This is a genomic window from Pedobacter sp. GSP4 (genome assembly GCF_051857575.1).
Lineage (GTDB): Bacteria > Bacteroidota > Bacteroidia > Sphingobacteriales > Sphingobacteriaceae > Pedobacter.
This window is the reverse complement of record NZ_JBPZIR010000001.1, coordinates 328,666-347,256: the sequence shown is the minus strand read 5'-3', so window position 1 is coordinate 347,256 and position 18,591 is coordinate 328,666. Positions and strand designations below refer to the sequence as shown.

The following is an 18,591-nucleotide window of genomic DNA, read 5'->3' as shown; positions in this document are numbered from 1 at the left end:
TGTTTATACATTAATTGCCATAAGTTGCAAGTTTAATATTAACAAATCATTAACTATCAACACAATAGTTAATTTATGCTTTTATTACAACAAATATAGCTAAGGTGCTTTGATCACCATCGTATCCTGCGGAAGTTTCGGCACAGTGTAATTACCCGTATCTAAATTTACCTTTGGCAATAGCTTTTTAATTTCGGCAAGGTCTTTCTGATTAACAGCTGTTTGGTACAAATAAAGAAACTTTAATTTTTTGAGTTTTTTAAGTTGGTTAATACCGTTAAGGCTAACCTTGGTTCCCACTAAGCTGAGCGATTGTAACTCTTCTAAATCTTTAAGCTGACTTATGCCGGCGTCGGTTACAGCAGTATAGTTTAAACTTAAACGCGTTAAATTTTTACAATTTTTAATGGTAGCCAGCGTTTTATCGGTAACCTGACTATTTTCCAATTTTAGCCAGAGCAATTGTTTTTGTATGGATTTGATCAGTTCGAGCACGTCTTTACCCATGGATGTGGCATTGATAAAATTAGCCGATAAGTAATTGGTATTTTGGGCTACCGGAATAACCGTAATCCCCAAATCGTTGATTTTTTTCAATACTTTATCATCAGCCCTACTTACTTCTTCAGCCGGGATATCGCTCACCTTATTTTCGCCTCCCGCATTTTCCCCTTTTTGCAGGGCTGTCAAAATAGGCTTCATGGCTTCGGTTTGGGGCAGATCTTTAAATTTCTTTTTGAAATCGGCACCATTATCAATCCACCACTTTAACAAAGCAATTTCATTGGCGGTAAGCTGGGGTTTTTCTTTCGGCGCCATATGATCTTCATTACTCAGTGGCAGCAAAATCCTTTTAATCAGTTCACTTTCATCGGCCCTGCCTTTTACAACAGCAGCCCCATCCTCTCCTCCTTTTAAAATATATTGTTCTTCATCTAACCTCAATTTTCCTTTTTGTTTTTCGCTACCATGGCAACTGTAACATCTATTTTTAAGCAAAGGTTGAATGGCCTGCTGATAAACGAAGGCTTCTTGAACATTCGGGATTGGTGGAATGGCCGCTCCTCCTTTTGTTGCGCCCGATTTAAGCGGTGCCGTTAAATAATCGGCCCCATGGGTTAAAGAACCGCCCATATGGCCTGTAATTGATATCAACACGATAAGCACCGTAGCAATTGTACCCAATGCCCAATTGGCTTTAACTTTTTGATAAACCGCCCATAAAACTGAAGCAATTATGGCCACGCTTATTCCCATCCACTGGTGGTTACTCACCAATTTACCATCATAATCTCCATTATTGGCCAAAAAATATCCGGTGAGGCACGAAACAATGGCACTCAGTGCGCCAAACAGCAACATCAGGTGAATGGCTGGTTTTAAACTGTTAAACTTTGCCCAGCAAGATAAGAGGATGCAGATACAGGCAAGCAGTAAAATCCCAATGGGAAGGTGGACAAAAACCGGATGGAAACGACCGAAAAATTCTAGCATCTTATTGGTATCTCTTTCTTAATAAATTCATCATGTATACGTTTATTCCCCATTGATCGGCAAGCGGTTGGCGGGTGTAAGGCAAAGTTGGCATGTAATCGGCCGGCCCGAACTCGGTAAGAATGGTCATCCGTTCGCCTTTCTGTTTTTTACGTTCAATTACTTTATCCCACCAGGCCAAATGTGCTTTTACCACATTGGTCCATTCTGGTGCGCGCGGATCGTTAACCTGCGGCCCTTCTGGGTGTCCAATGCGCGAGTGGATATGGTCTGTTTTTTCCAGGATGAGATCTATGGTCTGCTTTTGATCCGACAATAAACTTTCGTGCACAGCACACCAGTGCGAAATATCGAGCGTAAAACGTATATCAGGATTCTTTTCAGCAAAATTTCTGGCTATTGTGGCCGCAAACATCATCCTGCCGCGGTGTGTTTCATGGTAAATAGCAATGCCTGTTGCCTTCGCTTTAGCAGTTACATAATCGATAATCTTTTTGTTATCCTCATAGCTGAAATAATCTTTGCCCGAGTGACAGTTGATGTAAACCGGTTTCTGATAGGTGTTAGCACAAATGGCATCCAGATTACTTTTAAATTGTGTGAAATGCTCTGCAGGATTTACACTGGAGCCCGCGCACAAAAAACCAATCTGCAAACCGTGCTTTTTAGCCGCATCGAAAAGCTCTTTTTGAGCCGCAGTTTCAGCAGGCCACCATACCTCAATCCCTTCATATCCTTCTTTTTTAGCGGCTGCACAAAATTCATCCCTTGTACCTTCAAAACCCCAATCGGTTTGCATAAACAACAGTTCGTAGCCAGCTTTAGGCTTGATATGCCTAGGTTCGTTTGCATTTAAATTACCAATCGGCGCGATAAAAGAAGCCGCTGTTACCACCGCAGTATTTTGTAAGAATTTCCTTCTGGTTTGAGACATAGAATTGAATGGGTGATTGAGTGAGTGAATGAATGATTAACTGTTAATTGAACTAAGCATGCTAGGCCACAATTTCTGAGATTACTTTTCCGGCTACATCGGTTAACCGGAACGGACGGCCCTGAAATGGATAGGTAAACTGTTCGTGATCAAAGCCCAGCTGGTTTAAAATGGTCGCCTGGATATCAAATGCATCTACTTTACCGCTAATGGCGCTATAACCTATTTCGTCGGTTTCGCCGTGCGTGAAGCCTTTTTTAACGCCCCCACCGGCCATCCATATTGTAAATGCCTCGGTGTGATGATCCCTGCCCTTGAACGGATTTTGTATCCCGTTGCGGTTCTCCATCATCGGTGTACGCCCAAATTCGCCGCCCCAAACCACCAAGGTTTCTTCGAGCAGTCCACGCTGTTTTAAATCGAGCAGTAAGGCGGTAATAGGCCTATCAATACTTCTGCATTTATTTTTAAGTCCGATATTTAATGAGTTGTTGGGGTTATCGCCATGCGCATCCCAGCCCCAATCGAACAGCTGAATGTAACGTACACCTTTTTCTACCAATTTACGGGCAAGCAGCACATTATTTGCAAAACAGCTTTTTCCTGGCTGTGTACCATACATTTCGTGGATATAGGCCGGTTCATCGTTAATGTTCATCACTTCTGGAGCCGATATCTGCATGCGGTAGGCCATTTCGTACTGCGCAATACGCGATAAAATTTCAGGGTCGTTATATTCCTGGTATTGTTGTTCGTTTGCTTTGTTTATGGCATCTATCGAAGCTTTTCGCAAATCTCTGTTCATCCCCTCGGGGTCTTTGATAAACAGTACCGGATCGCCCTCGCTACGGCATTGTACCCCCTGATAAACGGAAGGCAAAAAGCCACTTCCCCATACACTTTTCCCTGCATCAGGAAAACTACCGCCACTGGTAAGCACCACATAGCCAGGCAGATTCTGATTTTCGGAACCTAAACCATAGGTTACCCAGCTGCCCATGCTCGGCCTGCCTAAACGGGGCGAACCTGTATGTACCAATAACTGGGCGGGTGCATGGTTAAACTGATCGGTTTTTACCGCTTTTAAAAAGCTTACATCATCTACCATCGTAGAAAAATGGGGCAAATTATCGCTTACCAAAGCACCAGATTGTCCATGCCTTGCAAAGGTAGCCTGTGGCCCCAGCATTTTGGGCACCCCGGTAATAAAGGCAAACTTTTTGCCGGCGAGTAATGATGGCGGACAATCCTGACCATCCATTTTCATTAATTCTGGCTTAAAATCGAATAGCTCCAATTGCGAAGGTGCACCTGCCATATGTAAATAAATTACACTTTTTGCCTTTCCAACCAATGGTGGCGATTTTGGCAGTAAAGGATGTGCGGGATCGTAGGCAATTTTAGTTTGCGGACTGGAAAAAAGATTGCCGCAGCTCCCCAATAGTGATCCCATGGCCAGGGCGCCCAAACCCATTGCACTTTCTTTTAAAAAATGGCGCCTCGAATGCATGTGGGCATTGGCCTCTTGCGCTTCCTTAATTAATCTATGTGCGTTAAGCTCATCTCTTGTCATACCGATCAGTTAATTTTTGGTAACTACCTCATCCAGATTAAGCATGGCATTGGCTACCAAAACCATTGCTGCCTCTTCTGGTTTATATTTCTTTTGTTTATCGCCCATAAAGGCCGATACACCTGCCGCATTCCTTTTAAACTCAGTAAAGGCTTTTGCATACAGCTCTTCAAATATTTTCAACCTGCTTTCTGGAATAGTTTTATATAGGATCAGTTCGTAGCCTTTGGCAATTTTAGATTTATTACTGTTTCCTCCATCCTTTTCCATGCGCACAGCCAGTTTCCGGGCCATATCGATATAAACACTATCGTTTAGGGTAACTAAAGCCTGCAACGGCGTGTTGGTACGGATTCTGCGTGGGCTACAAACTACCCTCGATGCACCATCAAAAGCAATAGCCGATGGATATGGGGCTGTGCGTTTCCAATAGGTGTAAATCCCCCTTCTATATTGTTCTTCTCCACCGCTCGTTACCCACTTTGAACCATTGTAAGGCGAAAACCAGATGCCCTCGGGCTGCCATGGCATTACCGGTGGGCCATACATCTTATTGCTTAGCACGCCACAAACAGCCAGGTTCTGATCCCTGATCTGTTCGGCACTTAGCCTTACCCGCGAGCCACGGGCATAAAACTTATTAAACAGGTCTTTTTCTTTCAACTCTTCTGATACCTTACTGTCCTGGCGGTAAGTAGCCATCATGACCATCTCCTTAAGCATCTTTTTAATGCTCCAATTGTATGTATACATTAACTGGTAAGCCATAAAATCTAACAGTTCCTGATGCGTTGGCGCCATTCCCTGCGTACCCATATCCTCGAGGGTTTCTACCAAACCTGCACCATATAACTGCTCCCATAACCGGTTTACCATTGTTCTGGATACTAAGGGATTTCTTTTATCGGTAAGCCACATGGCCAGGCCCATCCGGTTGGCGGGTGCGTTTGCAGGCATAGCAAAAGCCAACGAATTGGGTACACCAACTTTTACTTCCTTACCTTTCGATGTCCATGCCCCGCGCTCAAACACAAAGTTTTTACGCTGCATACTCTGCGGGTTTTCGACCATAACTGGTGTGGTTGGCACACTGGCATTCATTAAATCCGTAAAAGTTTTTTTATAGGCTGCATAATCTGGTTTGCCCTGTCCTGGAAATTGCTGTGTAAAATAAAACCAATCGAAGTACACCATAAACTCATCCGGATTTTTTACCGATGGATTGCTGTATTTCAGATACACATCCTTTACCCCGCTCTGCTTGGCAAAATCGACCGTTATGTTCTGGTAGCCCTTGGTATCGGCCACTTTCCACAATTTGAGTGCAGGGCCGTTTGGCGAGCCCAGATGTAGGCTCATGGTACCATTTGGTTTGCTACAGTTATAGCGCAAAATCAGCTGATCTACATCCTGTAGGTTAACCGATTTTAACCTGGCCGATGAGCTGTTTTTAAAGAACAGTGCAATATTATGATTGCCGATTACCGAGTTAACCAATTCATCTGCTGTGGTAGAATTTATAGCCGGCTGCCCGGTTTTCAAAAACAGTTCTACAGCCGCAGCCCTCTCTTTACCCGAAACGCCTTTAACCCAACCAACCAGTTTATCGAGCTGATTTTTAAGGCTATCATTAAAATTCCTTAACAAAGGGTATTCTGCCGATACATCTTCATCTCTGGTATTGTTAAAATACGACATAAACTTATAGTATTCATCATGTTTAAAGGGATCGTAAGGATGGCTATGGCATTGTACACAAGAAAAAGTAGTGCTCATTAAACCTTCCCAGGTTGCATTTACCCGATCTAAAACTGCAGCGGTCCTAAACTCCTCATTATTGGTTCCGCCCTCATCATTGGTAGGCGTATTGCGGCTAAACGCCGTGGCAATGTATTGTGCATCGGTTGGGTTCGGAAACAAATCGCCAGCAATCTGGTCGGTAATGAACTTGTTGTAAGGCATGTCCTGATTGTAGGCCTTAATTACCCAATCTCTATAGCTCCAAATGTTGCGGTTTGGATCGCTTTCGTAACCTTTGGTATCGGCATAACGTGCAATATCCAACCACATGGAGGCCCAACGCTCACCAAATTTAGGCGAAGCCAATAAACTATCAACCAATACATTATAAGCACGTTCTTCATCCGTACTGCCCAGATATGTTGCAGCCAATTTAGCTGAAGGATAGGTACCGATCAGATCCAGACTTACCCTTCTCAACAGAGTAGCCTTATCTGCAGTTTTAGCAGGTTTAAGCCCTTGCTCATCCAGTTTGGCCAGAATAAATTTATCCAGATCGTTACGCACCCAACTGTTTGCTACATCGGGAACCTCAGTTGCTTTTACACTCACATAAGCCCAGTGCTTACCCCATTTTGCACCCTGTTTAATCCAGGCGCTTAAAATATCGATTTCATCATTATTAAGTGCGGGATGTTTATAAGGCATCCGCAATTCGGGATCGTCTGATTTTAGCCTTTTGATAAATTCACTATCTTCAGGGTTGCCTGGAATAATGGCCGGATGACCACTTTTGGTTTTCGCCAAGGCTTCTTCTCTAAACAATACGCTAAAGCCACCCTGCTGCTTTACACCACCATGGCACGAAATACATTTTTTATTGAGTATCGGCTTAACCTGTGTGTTAAAATCGACCTGCTTCTCTGATGAAAGAAGAGAAAAAGCAATTAAGGCGATAGCAACCAGCACAAAGCCAGTAGCAAAGATGATTTTCTTTTTCGGTAACATTTGGTTAGTATGGATTTAAAATATTTTTTAGCAGTTTTGTATTTGTATACAAAGTTAAATTAAGCTAAACAATAATCATAAACATAACAAGAGGCATTATTAAGCTAAAACACTGCTTTCCTGTTTCTGTTAAACCAAAGATCAAGAAAAAAACAAAGCACAAAAATGTACTAACTTGCTCAAAAAATGGATTATATTACTTTTTGTTATAATTTAGAATATTCCAGGTAAAGAAATTACGCATGAAAAAGCAGCCCATCAGGAAGAAAAGTGAGTTTGAAGTTCAAAAAGCCATTATCATTCCAAAAAATGTTTTAAATAAGCTTTGCGTAAAGGACGAGGTAATCAGCGCGTTGTATATTACTGATATCGGGTACTATAAAAAAGCACAAAATCACTATTGTGAACGCAAAAATGGAGCTGAACAGCATATCCTGATCTATTGTTTTGAAGGGAAAGGGACAGCTATATTCAATGGCATGGAATATAAGATCGAAGCTGGTAATTTTATCATCATTCCAAAAAAAACACCGCACATTTACCAGGCAGATGTAATGTTACCATGGACAATCTATTGGTTTCATTTTTATGGTACGGGTGCCGATTCACTTGTTAAGCATTTACAGGGCTACAAATCCTATTCGGGTTTTGATGAAGAACGCACAACGATATTCAATTCTATTTACAACAGATTTGAAAGAGGTTTTAGCCGAGAAAATATTATTTATGCCAATTTATGTTTCCATAGGTACCTGGCCGAATTTGTTTATGCCGACAGGCAGAGTATGAGCGATAACAATGCAGGCCCCAACAAAATTGAAGAGGCGATAGATTTTATGCGCAACAACATTGAAAAACCACTCAGTTTAAAGGAAATAGCTTTGGCCATTTATTTGTCCCCATCCTATTTTTCGGCTTCTTTCAAAAAACAGACCGGCACTTCTCCCATCGATTATTTTAACCAGCTCAAAATACAACAGGCTACCCAATATCTGCGCTTTACCAACCTGCGGATCAGCGAAATTGCGGCAAAAATCGGCATTAACGATCCATATTACTTTAGCCGGCTGTTCTCCAGCATTATGGGTACATCGCCAAAGCAATACCGCGACAATAGGTTTAATTGATATTTTTTACAGGGAAAATGGGATATTACCATCTGCCCGAGCCTCATTATGAAGCGGAAAAATCCGCATGCAAAGCCACATAATCAAAAATGAAGGGCCATAGGTAATCAAAAATCCATCAACAGAAAGTTCTTTTAGTTCACCTATAATTAAAAGGTAAATGATAAAAAGCCCTATCGAAATCCACAGTGCACGTTTGGTAATGATGCGTTTGTTGTAAGCAGCCTGCACTGAGCCGTCAATTTTCCGCATATTAAATAGAAGTACGCAAAATACCATTACAATAAATACAAGGGCATCTGTCAGATCTAAATTGAAGTTGTAATTATAATTTGAGGCAAATATGGGCAACAGTTTAAGGTAGGTCACCATTACCGCAAAGGTAACCGGTAAGCAAAATAATAAGGTAGTTAGGGTAACTTTAAGGGTAAACAGGAGCGCTTGTTTCACGAGATCAGGTATAATTTAAATAAGGGTTAATTCCTGTATTAATCCAGGCTTAAGCCAATTTCGTTTAATAAAATCGCGGCATTAAATGTTTTACATGGACCTGCTTTTAGTAGATAATCGAATTTCATTTCCCCTTTGGTGATCTGGATATCGAAGTGGAAATTACGCACAGTATCCGGATAATCGGCAATCAGATCGGCCAGTTGCAGATCGTGGGTAGCAAATAATGCCGGTGTTTTTTCGGCGATCAGTTTCTGCACAAAAACCTTCGATCCCAGGTATTTATCCCTGCTATTTGTGCCACGCAGCATTTCATCAATCAGCACAAAAGTATCTTTATCTTTAACTACGTTATCTAAAATCATTTTTAAACGGTTCAGCTCGGCCTTAAAAGTAGACGTGCTTTCGTTCAGCGAATCTTTTATCCGCATATAGGTATTGATTGAGAAAACCGATAGTTGCATGGCCTCAGCGCAAACCGGTGCACCGGCGTAAGCCAAAACCATATTAATGCCCAAAGTACGGAGAAAAGTACTTTTACCCGCCATGTTAGAGCCCGTTACAATATCAACCGTAGGTTTTTCGGCCAAACGGAAATCGTTGTTTATCCGCAATTGCTTTTTAATGAGCGGGTGCCCTATTTGAGTAACAGCCAAGCTAAACTGATTGCTAATTACCGGAAAAACCCAATCAGGCTGATTGTAGGCCGTGGTGGCAAACGAAATCAGTTCTTCGAAATCGCCTAAATGATCGAGCGCCGATACCACATCGTTTGAAGATGACTTGTACCAGCTATCCAAACTGATGCAGCACTTTAAATCCCATAAAAACAGTGCGTTTAATATGCCTCCTACTAGGATATTTAACCGTGCATCGAAATTTTGGATAATTTTAGATAGGGCTCTGATTTCTTTACTCACCGGAATTTTAGTATCCAGTAAGCTTAGGGTATAAGCGCTCTTCCAATTTTGGTTTTCTGTCCATAAAATAGCGCTGGCATAGCCATTTAATAGGTTAGAGCTGCCACCAAATGAGTAAAACACCTTGGTAATTTTGGCGTTCAACAAAACATTCCAGCCGGTGTGCACCACAAATAACAGGGCCAATAACTTCCAAAAAGCAGCGCTGATAAAAATTGCCGCTAATACCAGTCCAATAGAAATATAAGGCACCAGCTTAACATAAAACCTTAAAAACTTATTTTTTACAAATTCCAGTTGTTCGCCTAGCTGGCTTTTTAACTGTGTTTTAATCTGTTCTATTTTATCGGGATCGTAGCCATGGAGGTTTGCCCTAAAACTATAGGTTTCGCCTATCTTATCCATTATTTCCTTCACCGATTCCTGACGTTGCAGCATTTTATCCCTAACAGATTTTTCTGCCAGATTTTTCGCCAATAGGCTGTTCCCATTTTTGGTACTACAGCGGTTAACCAGTGCAAATAGGGATGCCGTTCCAAAAATATCAAGATCGGCCGTATAAGCATGCAGCTCAGACTCGAAGGCTTTGCCATGATCGTAACCATTAGAAGCACCGTTTAAAATATTCCACTCATTCTGGTAAACCCATAAAAGCTGTTTTTTATAATCAATTTCGCGGTCGAGCTTACTTTGCCTACGCACAATAAAAGCAAAAGCAATTATGGGCAAAATCAACCCCAGTTGAATTAATGTGCGCAAATTATCATCAGCCGAGCGTACCAATAGGATAAAAAATAGGATTTCGATCAAAAACAAACCTACCCTGATCAAAGAGAGCTGGTCAATCAGTTTTTTGGTCTGTGCAATATCTGAGGTAACTTCCTTAATTTTCTGTTCATATCCGGCTATTATTTCGGTCTGTTGTTTTAACATGGGTGCTTCGCTGTGTATATTTTCGGAGGTATAAGATCGATAGATTGTCTTTTTTGTTACAATTTCTCTAAGTTTGGATCTCGAAATTCTAAAGATAGGCAAAATATTAAATGAAGATTACTTTAATCGCCATTGGCAAAACCGAAGATAAATACCTAATTGAAGGCATTGATAAATACATTAACCGCCTAAAGCACTACATTAACTTTAGTTTTTTGCCCTTACCCGATGTAAAAAACGTTAAGAACCTAAGCGAAGCCCAACAAAAGGCCAAAGAGGCCGAGCTGCTGCACAAACAAATCAATAATGGCGATGTTGTTATTTTATTGGATGAAAAAGGGAAAAAGTATTCTTCTGTTGAGTTTTCCAACTACTTAAACAAACAGATGATTGGCAGTGTGCAGCATTTAATTTTCATTATTGGCGGACCTTACGGATTTGACGAAAGCATTTACAAAAGGGCCAATGGCTTAATCTCTTTGTCTGACATGACATTTTCGCACCAGATGATCAGGTTATTCTTTGTAGAGCAGCTTTACCGTGGCTTTAGTATTTTAAAAGGAGAACCTTACCATCACGCTTAACAAATGGAAAATGGTGAATTGGAGATGGAAAATGTGGTTGAGGTATGGAAAAACAAGATTAATATCATCATTAAATAAAAGAAATTATGCTACTAGATAAATATAAACGCGAATACCGGTACAAAAGCAATCAGAACGGAAACAATAAAAACCTGTGGATCAGCATCATTGTTTCACTGGTTATTGTAGCGGTGCTTTGGTATTTCCTGGATTAATACCATAAAAAAACACCAGACGAATAGCCTGGTGTTTTTTATATTGTCGTAAAAAATTTTAAACGCCTTTTTTACTTGTCATGCTCGCTTTTTTAGCTGGAGCTGAAGTCTTAGTTGTTGCTTTGGCACTTGCCGATGCTTTAGATCCCGTAGCTTTCTGTTTTTTGTCCGAAGCAGCCTTTTCTTCCGAAAGTTTTACTTCAGCTGGTGTACCAGGGGTTTCTGGTGTTTCTTCGGTAAACAAAGGCAGATCTTTTAACAGGTTATACCAGGTAATGATTTTCTTCATATCCGAAGCATACACTTTTTCCTGATCGTGACCTGGCGCTACTTCAAGAAAATAAGCACGTAAATCGCCTTTCAGATCAGGAGTAGATCCTTTTTCCGAAATTTTAGCAAAAATATCAGCCAATTTAATTTCTTCTTCTTCACCATAAACCGTAATATCTTCTAACGAAGCTAATTTCGTGTTGGTGATGTTGGCTACAATTTTAGCTTTTTGAGCATCTAAACCCTCTAAAATGTATCCTACTTTATTTTGTCCAACCAGTTTAAATAAACCTGGTCTGCCAGATACGGCAACAATTCCTCTTAAGTTCATATTATATGTGTGTTAAGCGGCTAGCGGTTGGCGGTTAGCACAACAAAGCGCTTAGCCAAACGCTCAACGCGTTTTTCAATGTTATAAAATTTAGATGGCTGAAATGTATGTATAATCAATACGCTTACCGCCAAACGCTTTACGCTCTTAATCTTCTAAAACTTCAATGTTTAAAATTTTATCACCTTGACGGATATCATCTACAATATCAACATTCTCAACTACTTTCCCAAAACAAGTATGGTTACGGTCTAAATGTGCTGTATTTGCTCTGCTGTGGCAGATAAAAAACTGTGAACCTCCGGTATTGCGGCCTGCATGTGCCATTGATAACACACCTCGGTCGTGAAACTGGTTTTCGCCATCAAGCTCGCAATCAATTTTGTAACCTGGGCCACCTGTACCTGCTAAATGTGCTTTAGCTGGATCTTTTGAATTTGGGCATCCGCCCTGAACCATAAAGTTAGGAATTACACGGTGAAAAGTTACACCATCATAAAAGCCTTCTTTAGCTAGTTTTTTAAAGTTTGCAACTGCTTTTGGCGCATCATTTTCGTAGAACTCTACAGTCATGTTGCCTTTTTCTGTTTTTATTATTGCTTTACTCATATCAATATCGGTACTAAATTTAAATTTAACTTACCAAAAAAGTTTATGGCTTTTTTTAGTAGAGGGCAAAAATAACAAAATTGTATAACTTATAACATCATTAAATTTTTCTATACAGTATAAATGAGGTATTTTAGTGTTTTAAGCAAATTGGTTTTGACAAAGAAATATTATATCCTCCTTATCTGCCTGCTCTGTGCTTTTGGTGCCAAGGCTTCATCATTGTTAATTTACATGGATGAAGACCAGAAAAACCACCTTAAAGCGTATGGCATTGCCTATTGGACCATTAGTAAACAGCTAGAGGTTGATTGGCTTTTAAACTACCGTGGAGGGAGCTTTCTGATTAAATACAATAAAACAGTTGAAGATGAGCTAAAAATAAGAGGCGTATCGTACGAAGTGATGGCGGATGGAAAGGTAACCAACCTGTTGAATGAAATCAGCGATCCATCGGTAAACATGGAAATGGTTAAATTAGAGAAAACGCCTAAAATTGCCGTTTATTCGCCTAAAAGCAAATTACCCTGGGATGATGCCGTTACATTGGTTTTAACCTATGCCGAAATTCCCTACGATGTAATATATGATGATGATATTTTGCAGGATAAACTGAGCAAATATGATTGGCTGCATTTGCACCATGAAGATTTTACAGGACAGTACGGCCGCTTTTGGGCAAATTTCAGATACGCCACCTGGTACCAGGAAGATGTTAAAAACCAAGAAACCCTGGCCAAAAGGATGGGCTTTAAAAAAGTTTCGGAAATGAAACTGGCTGTTGCCAAACATATTAAAGAGTACTGTGCCGGCGGAGGCTTTTTATTTGCCATGTGCTCAGGCACCGATAGTTTCGATATTGCACTTGCGGCCGAGGGTGTAGATATTTGCGCACAGATGTTTGATGGCGATGCCGCCGACCCCAATGCACAGGCCAAGCTTGATTTTAGTAAAACGTTGGCTTTCCAGAATTTTAAGCTCGATAACAATCCGATGAATTATGAATTTTCGGATATTGATGCTACCCAAACGCGTACACTGAACCAAACCAACGATTATTTTACGCTCTTTGATTTTTCGGCCAAATGGGATCTTGTACCTACCATGCTTACCCAAGACCATGATAAGGTGATTAAAGGTTTTATGGGACAGACTACCGCCTTTAGAAAAAGTTTGGTTAAAACGAGTGTTACTGTTTTGGGCGAAAATAAAGGTGCAGCAGAAGTAAGGTACCTACATGGCGAAATTGGTAAAGGTCAATTTACTTTTTACGGTGGTCACGACCCAGAAGATTACCAGCATGCCGTAGGCGATCCTCCTACCGATTTAAACCTGCATCCAAACTCGCCAGGCTATCGCCTCATTTTAAACAATGTGCTTTTCCCAGCAGCAAAAAAGAAACCCCAAAAAACATAGTTTTTCTGACCAACGTTTCTGGGATTATTCGTTTTAAGGCGAATATTTTCCAAATTCTGGCTAATATTCCTATTCTGTATACAATAAGAAACAGCTATACTACCTATCAGCTGCTTGGCGTACAATGCTTAAACACCACAAAAACAGCGCTGTAAACCAGCACATTAGAAATCTAAATGTAACACACTTGATACTTTGGCACAGCTTTTGGAATTGAGGCTTGTAATTAACACAGGTTTATAGCCTGCATTTTTTAAACAAGATAGTTCTAAAAGAAAAATATTATGAAAAAGTTATTATTAAGCGCTTCAGTTTTATTATTGGCAACAGGTGCATTTGCACAAACAAAAACCACAAGTGAAACAGCCCGTTTTGGATTAAAAGCCGGCGTTAACCTTTCGAGCTATAGCGGTACAGGTGCATACGACCTGGATTACAAAAATAATGTTGGTTATAATGTAACTGCATTTGGCGATTTTGGAGTAGGCAACAACTTCTTTATCCAACCTGGAATTTCATTACAGAATAAAGGTGCAAAAGTTGAAAGCGTAACCACAGTTGGTTCTACTACCAGCACCGGAACATTTAAACAAGATGTTATGGCTATCGAAGTTCCGATTAATGCTGTGGTACGTATCCCAACAGGAGATGCAGGAGCTGTACAGATCAGTGCAGGACCATACATCGGTTTTAACATTTCTGGTAAAAATAAATACACCGGAACTTATTCTAACCCACTGGTTACCGGTACTACTTACAACGACAGAGATTTAGAATTTGGTAAAACCAATAATGATGATTTGAACAGCATTGATTTTGGTGCAAACTTCGGCTTAGCTTACAGAACAACTTCAGGCTTTTTAGTTGGTGCAAACTACGGTCTTGGTTTATCTAACTTAGTACCTGATGATAAAAGGTCATCTGATAACAAATTAAAAAACCGTGTAATTGGTTTATCAGTAGGTTATTCTTTCTAAGAGAAAAAATCTTTAAAAATAAAAACCTGTTACGGATAACGTAACAGGTTTTTTTATGCTTGATATTTGCCGTTTAATCGTAAAAATTCCAGCTTACACCAAACTTTAACAGCGCATCCTGCATTGGGTATCTGTTTACGGTATAGTATCCTTTTTGGAAAAGGCCCTGGTTTACAAAATCGTATTTGATAAAAAGATTGGCCCTTTTTAAATTCGCCTTAAAAAACACATCGACAATTGGTTTTGAAGATAAATTTGTAGGATTACGCTCGTCTATATAAAACTGTGCAGTTGCCGGCGAGTATAAATAATTTGCATATTCTGAATTGTACCGAACATCAAAGCCAATATTGGCCTTTAACACCTTAAAAAAGGTATTATCAAAATAAATGCTATTGTAGGTATAAAGCTCAGGAGTTCTTAAAACCGAATTTTTATCTGTTTTTTGGTAAGCCACGTAGTTTTCCATAGCAAACTTGCCAAAACGCCATTTTTTCGATACATCTATCCTGATTAAACTGATATCGGCAGTAGCCTGTTGGGGTAAAATAGAATTGGTACCATTGCTATAATCGGCAGCAAAATACAGGTAATTACTGGTTAAGAAATATTTTGCCCCAGCAATTAAACCATATTTATCGTTTACATAATTGAAAGATAAATTGGCAATTTTGGTGTTTTTAAAATCGGTATTGTTCCATTTATAGTGGTTACCGTGGTAATAATCAAAAATTGCAGCCGGACTCTGGTTCTGCGCATATGCACCAAGCTCAATCCTTCCGATAGATTTACCCAACAGGATTTTACTTTTGGCCTCGTACAAATAATCGCCGGCATTTTCTCCCTGCAATATCTGCTGCACATCTAAATTAAAATCGATATTGTTAGAAAAACGGTAGCCCGCAGCCCCTAAAACAGTGATGTTCTGATAGGCAAAACGGCTCTGTTCGTAGTTTGTTCCATCGGCCTTAATACCCAAAAACTGATGCTTAAAATAATCATGCCTGATACCTGCATCAACTTTTAGTTCATTTTTAATTACCGACGAGTTTTTTGGCCTCAAAAAGAAACTATAAATAAATTCATTTTTCAGATGCTGCACGCGTGTAGAATCATTGGTAAACACCGTACTGGCAATACCCGGAGGCATAACATTGTTGATATCCGATTCATTTTTAAAAAAATCGTAGGTATTATTGTTATACTCAACGGTATAAGTAACCTTATTGGTTGGCAGCACCGCATTATTAACATTGGCAGAGGTATCTATCCTACCCACATAATAGGTCTGTTTTAAAAACAAAGTGTTCTTTTTGTACATGTTCCGTGCTGTTGATAAACTAACAGGCTCGGCCTCTCTGCTGATGGTAGTATAATCGGGCTCAAATATATTTTTTGCCACCACCGAGCCGTTTTCGTAGGCACGCATGGTGTTAAAAATTGCAGAAGCCCACATGTTGTAACGTTTGCTGGGCGATTGATACCAAGAAAATACGGCAACATTTAAATTATCGCCACGCTGCCTCGCATAAAAGCCTTTTGAATCGCCACGGTTAAAGTTAACCCCAACATTCCAGTTCTTTTTGATATTCTGTGTGTGTATGGCCCTGAACAACTGTTCTTTTTGTCCGGCACTAACGAAATACAAACTGGTAAAGGGTGTACGTGCCTGGTAGTAGATAATATCTTCGGGCGTTAGGGCATAATAATCCAACGCATGGAAACCTTCATCAAAGCCAATGCGCTTACTTGGCTCGTACAACAGCGGCCTTGCCGAAAGCCCCATGTTACCGTTGCTGATGGTGGGGTGTTTGGGCTGTAAAAGCGGACTGTAGTTCTGGATATTTACGGTACTCGTATCTAAAGGCAGCAGCACAATACTATCTTTGGTTAGAGAAAGCTTGGTAAAGCGGATATATTTAGCGGTAAAAACAACAGAATCTTTGCCTGAATCGAGTTTTTTTCTAACCGAATCCAGTTCTTTATTGGTACCAACACTTGTTTTTAAATCTTGCGCAAAGGATTTATTGATGCCCAAAAGCAGCAGAACAAAAAAACAGACTTGAACGACTTTACGCATATTATAATTCAGCGATTAAGCGGGTTAAAATTTCCGTCATTTTCGGTTCGGCTTTGGCTGCAGCTTCTAGAATTTCGTCCAGGTTAAAGGGCTGTAAATCTTCAGGGAAACCCTCGTCAGTAAGTACCGAGATCGCAAAAACCGGTAAACCCGCGTGGTTGGCCACAATAACTTCGGGCACAGTGCTCATACCAACGGCATCGGCACCAATTAAACGCAGGTATTTATACTCAGCCTTGGTTTCTAAATTAGGTCCCGAAACGGCTACATAAACTCCTTTATGGCATTTAATATCGATATCTTTCGCAATTTCGAGCGCTTTGGCAATAATGCTCCGTTTATAAGGCTGGCTCATATCTGGGAAACGCGGACCGAGGTCGCTTTCAATTAAGCCACGTAATGGATTATCTGGCTGAAGGTTAATGTGATCTTCAATAATCATCAGGTCACCTTTTCTAAACTCGGGGTTTAAAGAGCCCGCAGCATTAGAAACAATCAGGTTTTCGATGCCTAAACCTTTCATTACCCTTACCGGAAACGTAATCTGTTGCATGCTGTAACCTTCGTAATAGTGCAAACGCCCCTGCATGGCCACAATTTTCTTTCCGTTTAATGTTCCAAAAATTAATTTCCCACTGTGAAATTCCAAAGTAGAAATCGGGAAGTTTGGAATATTAGAATACATTAACTGATGTTCAACTTCGATATCTTTTACCAGCCCGCCTAAGCCTGTGCCCAGGATAATGCCTATTTCGGGCATAAAATTCTCTGTTTTACGTTTTATATATTCAACGGTTTCTTCTATTGCTCTTAACATAATTTAAAATGAGTTCGTCAAAGGTAATCTTATCCTCTTCAAATAATTCTACCTCGATGGGTAAATAATATACTGGTAAATCTACTAGTAAATCTTCAAATCCGGTAGCTCTTAAACGTTTGCTATCCTTTTCTGTTGTGATGATGATTTTTTCTTTTTTGGTTCCGGCCTCAAAAGCAGCTTTGAATTTCCTGATATCACTTTCTTTAAAGGCGTAATGATCAGGATATTCTTGATGTTTGATGGTTTTGTTATATTTTTCGAGCTCCTCTATCAAGGGATCGGGGTTGGCAATTCCGGTTAAAAGGAAAACTTCAACATCTTTTATAGCGGCCAGTGGTAGGCTTTCGTTTTTATACAGTTGCTTTAATTCGCCATATTTTAGATAAGCATGCAGTACAGGCTGATTATTATTGGGCTGCAGTTCATTTATGGATGCCTGCTGCGCCACATGCAACAAGGGCACCGGCGATTTGGTTACCAGCATCACATCTGCCCGCTTACGCGAAGAAAAAACATCCCTTAAATTCCCGGCAGGCAGCAAAAACTGTAGCGTGCCTAATTTTCTGAACTCAAAAAGCAGGATATTAAAACCTGCACGTACCGCCCTATGCTGAAAGGCATCATCCAGGATGATCAGATCGTGGTTTTCTTTTAGTTGGTTAATGCCTTTTACACGGTCTTCGCAAACGGCTACAGTAATATTGGCAAATTTCTGGTAATACTGCAATGGCTCATCCCCAATCGTTTCCGCAGTCGAATTGAGATCGGCAAGTATAAAGCCTTTGGTTTTACGGCCATAACCCCTACTTAAAATAGCCACTTTATATTCGGCCAACAGCTTAACCAGGTATTCGGTTGTTGGTGTTTTGCCCGATCCGCCAACAGCTAAATTACCTACACAAATAACAGGAAGATCGAATTTTACAGATATCATTAGCCCCCAATCGTACAGCTTTTTCCGGAGAACAATAGCCATTCCATAAATAAATGAAAAGGGGAGCAATAAAAGGCGCAGGTAATTCAATAGCATAACGTGGATTCAAAAATACTGATTATTTAAAAAAGAAAGGCATAGCCCAATAAAGCAACCGTTAAGCAACAGAAATGGTT

General features: G+C 40.3%; 16 protein-coding genes. 5 read left to right on the top strand and 11 right to left on the bottom strand.

The features are described 5' to 3' along the window. Window positions 1-99 precede the first annotated feature (99 nt). The 4 genes from ACS5PU_RS01440 to ACS5PU_RS01425 all read right to left on the bottom strand — a co-directional run bounded on the left by ACS5PU_RS01440 (window position 100) and on the right by ACS5PU_RS01425 (window position 6,749). The gene (locus ACS5PU_RS01440; RefSeq protein WP_439457487.1) at window positions 100-1,494 is read right to left on the bottom strand and encodes a c-type cytochrome domain-containing protein; all 1,395 of its coding nucleotides are present in this window, start codon (window positions 1,492-1,494) and stop codon (window positions 100-102) included. 1 nt (window position 1,495) lies between these two features. Beyond that, window positions 1,496-2,428: a sugar phosphate isomerase/epimerase family protein gene (locus tag ACS5PU_RS01435; RefSeq protein WP_439457486.1), complete on the bottom strand. Its 933-nt coding sequence runs from the start codon at window positions 2,426-2,428 to the stop codon at window positions 1,496-1,498. Window positions 2,429-2,489: 61 nt separating this feature from the next. Then, complete coding sequence (locus tag ACS5PU_RS01430; protein WP_439457485.1) at window positions 2,490-4,001, bottom strand: DUF1501 domain-containing protein; 1,512 nt, start codon at window positions 3,999-4,001, stop codon at window positions 2,490-2,492. A gap of 9 nt (window positions 4,002-4,010) precedes the next feature. Further along, window positions 4,011-6,749, bottom strand: a complete 2,739-nt coding sequence (locus ACS5PU_RS01425) for a DUF1553 domain-containing protein (protein ID WP_439457484.1) — start codon at window positions 6,747-6,749, stop codon at window positions 4,011-4,013. 242 nt (window positions 6,750-6,991) lie between these two features. On the opposite strand from ACS5PU_RS01425, the gene ACS5PU_RS01420 reads away from it, so the two are divergent. Beyond that, on the top strand, window positions 6,992-7,876 hold the full coding sequence (locus tag ACS5PU_RS01420; protein ID WP_439457483.1) for an AraC family transcriptional regulator: 885 nt from the start codon (window positions 6,992-6,994) through the stop codon (window positions 7,874-7,876). Between the two features lie 6 nt (window positions 7,877-7,882). On the opposite strand, the gene ACS5PU_RS01415 is transcribed toward ACS5PU_RS01420, so the two are convergent. Both ACS5PU_RS01415 and ACS5PU_RS01410 read right to left on the bottom strand, forming a co-directional pair. After that, window positions 7,883-8,326 (bottom strand): hypothetical protein, encoded by a 444-nt coding sequence (locus tag ACS5PU_RS01415; RefSeq protein WP_439457482.1) that lies wholly within the window; start codon window positions 8,324-8,326, stop codon window positions 7,883-7,885. 38 nt (window positions 8,327-8,364) lie between these two features. Then, a complete protein-coding gene (locus ACS5PU_RS01410) occupies window positions 8,365-10,179 on the bottom strand; it encodes a MutS-related protein (protein ID WP_439457481.1) in 1,815 nt (604 codons plus the stop codon). A 110-nt stretch (window positions 10,180-10,289) separates the two neighbouring features. On the opposite strand from ACS5PU_RS01410, the gene rlmH reads away from it, so the two are divergent. Further along, on the top strand, window positions 10,290-10,763 hold the full coding sequence (rlmH, locus tag ACS5PU_RS01405) for a 23S rRNA (pseudouridine(1915)-N(3))-methyltransferase RlmH (RefSeq protein WP_439457480.1): 474 nt from the start codon (window positions 10,290-10,292) through the stop codon (window positions 10,761-10,763). An 86-nt stretch (window positions 10,764-10,849) separates the two neighbouring features. After that, window positions 10,850-10,978, top strand: coding sequence for a hypothetical protein (locus ACS5PU_RS01400; RefSeq protein WP_439457479.1), 129 nt, complete (start codon window positions 10,850-10,852; stop codon window positions 10,976-10,978). Between the two features lie 58 nt (window positions 10,979-11,036). Here the strand turns inward: ACS5PU_RS01400 and ACS5PU_RS01395 are convergent, their stop codons facing one another. Next, complete coding sequence (locus ACS5PU_RS01395) at window positions 11,037-11,579, bottom strand: DUF5606 family protein (protein WP_439457478.1); 543 nt, start codon at window positions 11,577-11,579, stop codon at window positions 11,037-11,039. Between the two features lie 147 nt (window positions 11,580-11,726). Next, complete coding sequence (locus ACS5PU_RS01390; protein ID WP_439457477.1) at window positions 11,727-12,188, bottom strand: peptidylprolyl isomerase; 462 nt, start codon at window positions 12,186-12,188, stop codon at window positions 11,727-11,729. A gap of 234 nt (window positions 12,189-12,422) precedes the next feature. On the opposite strand from ACS5PU_RS01390, the gene ACS5PU_RS01385 reads away from it, so the two are divergent. Both ACS5PU_RS01385 and ACS5PU_RS01380 read left to right on the top strand, forming a co-directional pair. Then, window positions 12,423-13,604 carry an asparagine synthetase B gene (locus tag ACS5PU_RS01385; RefSeq protein WP_439457902.1) on the top strand — a complete coding sequence of 394 codons (1,182 nt, stop codon included), beginning with the start codon at window positions 12,423-12,425 and terminating at the stop codon, window positions 13,602-13,604. 284 nt (window positions 13,605-13,888) lie between these two features. Beyond that, window positions 13,889-14,581, top strand: coding sequence for a porin family protein (locus ACS5PU_RS01380; RefSeq protein WP_439457476.1), 693 nt, complete (start codon window positions 13,889-13,891; stop codon window positions 14,579-14,581). A gap of 73 nt (window positions 14,582-14,654) precedes the next feature. Here ACS5PU_RS01380 and ACS5PU_RS01375 read toward each other — a convergent pair whose 3' ends face one another. From ACS5PU_RS01375 to lpxK, 3 genes are read right to left on the bottom strand one after another with little or no spacing between them, the layout of a single operon-like run. Next, window positions 14,655-16,661 carry a putative porin gene (locus ACS5PU_RS01375; RefSeq protein WP_439457475.1) on the bottom strand — a complete coding sequence of 669 codons (2,007 nt, stop codon included), beginning with the start codon at window positions 16,659-16,661 and terminating at the stop codon, window positions 14,655-14,657. Between the two features lies 1 nt (window position 16,662). Next, window positions 16,663-17,478: a purine-nucleoside phosphorylase gene (locus tag ACS5PU_RS01370; RefSeq protein WP_439457474.1), complete on the bottom strand. Its 816-nt coding sequence runs from the start codon at window positions 17,476-17,478 to the stop codon at window positions 16,663-16,665. After that, window positions 17,450-18,511: a tetraacyldisaccharide 4'-kinase gene (lpxK, locus tag ACS5PU_RS01365; protein WP_439457473.1), complete on the bottom strand. Its 1,062-nt coding sequence runs from the start codon at window positions 18,509-18,511 to the stop codon at window positions 17,450-17,452. Before lpxK ends, ACS5PU_RS01370 begins: the two co-directional genes overlap by 29 nt. Window positions 18,512-18,591 lie beyond the last annotated feature (80 nt).

What these genes read in the sequence shown, in the direction of transcription:
- ACS5PU_RS01440 (WP_439457487.1), bottom strand. Translation starts at nt 1,494, where the DNA reads ATGCTAGAATTTTTCGGTCGTTTCCATCCGGTTTTTGTCCACCTTCCC.
- ACS5PU_RS01435 (WP_439457486.1), bottom strand. Translation starts at nt 2,428, where the DNA reads ATGTCTCAAACCAGAAGGAAATTCTTACAAAATACTGCGGTGGTAACA.
- ACS5PU_RS01430 (WP_439457485.1), bottom strand. Translation starts at nt 4,001, where the DNA reads ATGACAAGAGATGAGCTTAACGCACATAGATTAATTAAGGAAGCGCAA.
- ACS5PU_RS01425 (WP_439457484.1), bottom strand. Translation starts at nt 6,749, where the DNA reads ATGTTACCGAAAAAGAAAATCATCTTTGCTACTGGCTTTGTGCTGGTT.
- ACS5PU_RS01420 (WP_439457483.1), top strand. Translation starts at nt 6,992, where the DNA reads ATGAAAAAGCAGCCCATCAGGAAGAAAAGTGAGTTTGAAGTTCAAAAA.
- ACS5PU_RS01410 (WP_439457481.1), bottom strand. Translation starts at nt 10,179, where the DNA reads ATGTTAAAACAACAGACCGAAATAATAGCCGGATATGAACAGAAAATT.
- rlmH (WP_439457480.1), top strand. Translation starts at nt 10,290, where the DNA reads ATGAAGATTACTTTAATCGCCATTGGCAAAACCGAAGATAAATACCTA.
- ACS5PU_RS01400 (WP_439457479.1), top strand. Translation starts at nt 10,850, where the DNA reads ATGCTACTAGATAAATATAAACGCGAATACCGGTACAAAAGCAATCAG.
- ACS5PU_RS01395 (WP_439457478.1), bottom strand. Translation starts at nt 11,579, where the DNA reads ATGAACTTAAGAGGAATTGTTGCCGTATCTGGCAGACCAGGTTTATTT.
- ACS5PU_RS01390 (WP_439457477.1), bottom strand. Translation starts at nt 12,188, where the DNA reads ATGAGTAAAGCAATAATAAAAACAGAAAAAGGCAACATGACTGTAGAG.
- ACS5PU_RS01385 (WP_439457902.1), top strand. Translation starts at nt 12,423, where the DNA reads ATGGATGAAGACCAGAAAAACCACCTTAAAGCGTATGGCATTGCCTAT.
- ACS5PU_RS01380 (WP_439457476.1), top strand. Translation starts at nt 13,889, where the DNA reads ATGAAAAAGTTATTATTAAGCGCTTCAGTTTTATTATTGGCAACAGGT.
- ACS5PU_RS01375 (WP_439457475.1), bottom strand. Translation starts at nt 16,661, where the DNA reads ATGCGTAAAGTCGTTCAAGTCTGTTTTTTTGTTCTGCTGCTTTTGGGC.
- ACS5PU_RS01370 (WP_439457474.1), bottom strand. Translation starts at nt 17,478, where the DNA reads ATGTTAAGAGCAATAGAAGAAACCGTTGAATATATAAAACGTAAAACA.
- lpxK (WP_439457473.1), bottom strand. Translation starts at nt 18,511, where the DNA reads ATGCTATTGAATTACCTGCGCCTTTTATTGCTCCCCTTTTCATTTATT.